At 40.6% G+C, this 4,291-nt stretch carries 6 protein-coding genes; 1 reads left to right on the top strand and 5 read right to left on the bottom strand.

Translation table 11 applies throughout. The features are described from left to right. Nucleotides 1-535 precede the first annotated feature (535 nt). The 4 genes from AACR75_RS13245 to AACR75_RS13230 form a co-directional block, all read right to left on the bottom strand. A complete protein-coding gene (locus AACR75_RS13245) occupies nt 536-772 on the bottom strand; it encodes a hypothetical protein (RefSeq protein WP_047690454.1) in 237 nt (78 codons plus the stop codon). A gap of 219 nt (nt 773-991) precedes the next feature. Next, on the bottom strand, nt 992-1,405 hold the full coding sequence (locus tag AACR75_RS13240) for a hypothetical protein (protein ID WP_047690452.1): 414 nt from the start codon (nt 1,403-1,405) through the stop codon (nt 992-994). Next, nucleotides 1,389-2,273 carry a hypothetical protein gene (locus AACR75_RS13235; RefSeq protein ID WP_047690450.1) on the bottom strand — a complete coding sequence of 295 codons (885 nt, stop codon included), beginning with the start codon at nt 2,271-2,273 and terminating at the stop codon, nt 1,389-1,391. The genes AACR75_RS13240 and AACR75_RS13235 overlap by 17 nt, the downstream gene beginning before the upstream one ends. 162 nt (nt 2,274-2,435) lie before the next feature. Next, complete coding sequence (locus tag AACR75_RS13230; protein ID WP_047690447.1) at nt 2,436-3,425, bottom strand: alpha/beta hydrolase family protein; 990 nt, start codon at nt 3,423-3,425, stop codon at nt 2,436-2,438. A gap of 236 nt (nt 3,426-3,661) precedes the next feature. Here AACR75_RS13230 and AACR75_RS13225 point away from each other — a divergent pair, with 236 nt between their 5' ends. Then, nucleotides 3,662-3,892 (top strand): PAS factor family protein, encoded by a 231-nt coding sequence (locus AACR75_RS13225; protein ID WP_017049171.1) that lies wholly within the window; start codon nt 3,662-3,664, stop codon nt 3,890-3,892. A gap of 119 nt (nt 3,893-4,011) precedes the next feature. Here the strand turns inward: AACR75_RS13225 and AACR75_RS13220 are convergent, their stop codons facing one another. Continuing rightward, nucleotides 4,012-4,203 (bottom strand): DUF1289 domain-containing protein, encoded by a 192-nt coding sequence (locus AACR75_RS13220; RefSeq protein WP_081989805.1) that lies wholly within the window; start codon nt 4,201-4,203, stop codon nt 4,012-4,014. Between the last annotated feature and the right edge of the window lie 88 nt (nt 4,204-4,291).

Here is a 4,291-nt window from a genome sequence, read left to right as displayed (position 1 = left end):
AATAAGATAAACTTAACTTACACGACCAAAAGCCACAATTGCAATAGTTGAGTGATTCAAGAATCAACCCAAGCAAGAGCCGTGATAAATGAGCTACCAAAACAAAGTCCACCTTTCAGCAACAAACCAAGCTTTTATGTTAGGAAAACTCAACGAGCGAAAACTTCAGCAAGTACAAAATGCTCGATAAACTTGTCCTTTCCACACTTTGCGCCCGCTGAATTGGCAGCAAGCCAACGCTAAAAATGATTGAGGCAAACCAAGAATCTTGTCTGTTTTACGGTTTGAGTTAACCACGAATCTGAGGGTGAAAAAGTTCATTTGCCGACAACACAAAACGAATAGCCGGAGAAATCCCAAAAGATTGAGCCCCTAAATTAACCTGAGTTGCATAACGCCCGGCTAAGGGGTTGACAACGCACCGCCGAACTCAAAAAACATACTGTAAACACTGAGCTTCAATTTTGTACTAAAGTCGCCACGCGTTGGCAATCCCTCTTGAGCCGTTTGTTAACTCTCTGCAACACGCTCATGACTAAAGAAATTCATCTCCTTGATTATCTAAAGTCTTATGGCCACACTCACTGCAAACTACATATCTGTTGATTAAATCTAGCGATGCTCCAACTGGGCTTGCCACACCACCAAAAAAGCCCTCCAGAAAAGCCTTAAATTGTTCTTTCTTACTTTTTCCATACTTTGAGGGCTTTTGTTTTATGAGCTCTTTATGCTCTGTTTGTTTGCCACACTTTTCACAAAATCTATCACTCATTTCAATGCCAACCTCAGTTTTATATAAGCTGGCATATATCAACACATTCAGCCTCAAAAAAGAGAGAGCCAATTATCAAAATCAGTCAAGTGATTGAATTTATTTACATATACCCAGAAGAGGGTTAACGCCGCATTAAGGTGTGAGCGACGTTTGGCTATACTTGAGCGAAGCGAAACTGCCAAGCGTTGCGAATCACTCTTAAATGCTTTGTTATAACTACGCTTTCTCTGTTGCCGACTCTATATGATTTACAGCTGATCCGATAATAAAATGACAAATGGTAGCCAAAGTAAACAGTACTATCTGAGTCTTACCTAGTACCTCGTTTGGAATAACTAACATCAGAATATTAATCACCACATTGACCACTAGACCAAAGGCAATTAATACCGTTAGATAGAAGTTCACCGCTGAAGTTTTCTTTGGCTTATTCGTTTTAGCGAGAGCCGTAGCAAGCTTAACAATTAACTGTCCGTATACTATGGTTGCGGCTATGCCCCAATCGGGAAGCATATAAAAAGAACCACTCACCCCTTGGGCACTTCTTACAATCAGTATTATGACGAAAGGCAGTATTACGAAAATGTAGTCAGCAATTAAAGCAAGAATATTACTATTTGCTGTCTTCACGATACTTCTCCGCTTCTTCAATACGAATTTGCAGCTCTTTTCCTTTTACAACACGTTCGACATGCAAGATACGGTGCTGTTTATGAGTATATGTCTTTGAGCCTTTCAACCTCACTGCCTGATAGCAGACATAAGCAATTAATGCATCTCCTGGGTCTAAATGCCCAAGATCACAGCTTTGATAACGACCTAGCCATTCCTTATGCTCTATGGAAGCTGAGAATGAGACATTTCTCTCTACACTCTTAAAGTCCCACTGAGAGTCACCTAAGAATACTGGCTTTTTTACCAGTAAGGTTTCGATTTTTTTAACCTCTGTGCTGTCAGCAACAAATAAATCGTCGACCTCTTTATCGAATCTGACTCTCGTATTTAGGTACGTGACGTTGTTAGCCTGAGGCGTACGAATGTCAATAGTTTCGCCATCAGCCAGTAGTTCAGAAGCCTTGCAAAGGCTTTTGAGATCTTTGGCGTATTGATAACGGTCAATATTAACCTGATTGGGGAACTCTACAGCGCCATGCGCAAGAAGTCCGTCCTCGACACCTTTCACGGCGCTATCGATAACGTCTTCGTTTTCGATACTATCTAAATCAACCATTGAATTAGCGATGTATAGAGGTATTGAAGTCAACGCATTAGCTACTTTTTGCAAGCCAGAAGTACACTTGATTATGCTTTTCAGAGAACCAATTTGAACGCCCGAAAGTTCATAAGTGAAATTAAGGTCAGCATCTACTGATTTGCCGACAGTAAACGTCAAGTTCTCAAAAGCAGTCACATAAGCTGCCATCGCCAAAAACACTCGTTCAGGCTTGCCTGTCGAAGGTTTATAATCGAGCCGAATTTCAAATGAACTTTCGTACAATCTCGTTCTCCTAATGATGTACTCAAAAAGTAGTTATAACGCCCAATTAAGGGGGGAGCCACGCGACCACGACACCCAATTTGGACACCGTAAACACTAAACTAAACACAAACAAAAAATGCCAAGCGTGGGGAATCCCTCTTAAATTGTTTGTTATATTTTTTATTTCAGTGGACTCAATACCTCAAGCAACCCTTGATGAATTGAGCTTCGATCGACGTTACCAGTTTCTTGGCAAACAAAAGCTGCGCCTTCTTCTGCCAATATTTCAATAGCTTGAGGCTTACAAACTTGCATAAAACTAAAGTGCGAAGCACCTTTGATTTCTTTGTAAGAAAGGTTGCTCAGGCTGGTATTTATATACGGAGTAATTTGTAAGTTGGGCGGGATAGTCTTGTCCAATTCAGCACCAACTATTAGAGTTTTTGCCGACAAAGTATCTAACGATTTGGGTAATATCGCAGGCACGTAGCCTGGAGCGATAGCAACTGCATTTGTTATCCGTTTATCTCTGTAATCGCCTGAGATCATAAGGCGTTCCTGTAGTGAAAGATCATTGAATGCATTGCTGTAATAATCGCATGACGTATCATTGTGCTGATTACAGTATTCCTGATACCCCTTAATATCGAATTTGGCGCCTGCTAATGCTAATGCTGTGTAACCACCCAAAGAGTAACCGATGACAGTTATATTATCTTTGTCTACATATTGAGCGTAATCACTTGATAGTATCTGATCAACAAGGAAGGAGACATCTCTAGGCTGATCCCACATTCTAAGGACACTCTCCGGCGTAGCTTGACCTGTTGTATAACTAGGATGATTTGCTGACACGACAAAAGCACCTTTCTCAGCTAACTCGCTTCCAAGCCATGATAGATTTTTCCAATTACCCGAAGTTCCGTGAACTAGGATGTACAATGGAAAATTCCTACCCTTTGGGATTGCTGATTTAGCAGCCTTAAACCCATAGAAAGCTATGTTTTCAGCGAAAATAGTTTCAGGTGTGGTCATAGTTGTTGGGTAAAATAGCTTAGCCTCAATGACCCTATCCCTTTCATTATCTTGGTAATTACCTTCGGCAATGCCTATCGTCGCCATGCTTGCCGAACTGAAGCAGCATAAAGAGACTAACATTATTCTTTTCATATTTTCCTTTATCCACTGACGTAAAACAAAAATATAACGCCCGGCTAAGGGGTTGGCAACGCACCGCCGAACTCAAAAAACACACTTAAACACTGAACTTCAATTTTGCACCAAAGTCGCCATGCGTTGGCAATCCCTCTTGAGCCGTTTGTTATGTGATTGTTGCACAAGATTTACATTAAGGGCTCAGCTATAATCCATACGCACCAAGTTAACTATAATAAAATGGACATGATATGAAAGCTCTTATTTATGAAACACTTATTAGCCTTGCAAACCAAGATCCTGAACAACATGCAAAAATTCGCGAAAATCTGTATGAACAGTTGAGCTTGCCTTTGGACAAACAATTAGCTCTATACTCTAGAGCCCTTGGGCCAGCAAGTTCAGGAAAACTTGAAAATGACCAAGCGATCAATAATGCAGTTGAAAGTGCCATCAAGCTGCTAGAAACACCTGAGCACTAGCCTTGCATTACTAAATATCAGCGGCCCACGACGTCAAGGGCCGTTTTTATATGCTCATTTTCTAACAAATTCTCAGCCAACTTAGACAAAATTATCACCAGTAATACTTTTAGAGAAAGCTAAAACCTCGATTTTTGAGCCAATTCCCTTCTTTGACGGCATGCAATAAGAATCTTGTTCTTTTCAATTATCGTTGAAGAATGCCAATCAATAATTTCATTCAACGATCTGAAACATCCCAAACAAATATCCATTTCACCTAAACAGCACTGTCTAATACACGGTGACTTGGGATCTTCGACCTCACTCATTTTCCTATCCTTGGATTCAAGTACGAAGTGCGACACCTCTGAACATAAAAACAGTAAGGTGCGATAATCATGAAGTTTGCTCCCGCCA

Origin of the sequence: Vibrio sp. ZOR0018 (assembly GCF_963865925.1) — a bacterium.
GTDB lineage: Bacteria > Pseudomonadota > Gammaproteobacteria > Enterobacterales > Vibrionaceae > Vibrio > Vibrio anguillarum.
The sequence above is the reverse complement of the archived record's forward strand: the minus strand, read 5'-3'. Positions and strand labels throughout refer to the sequence as shown.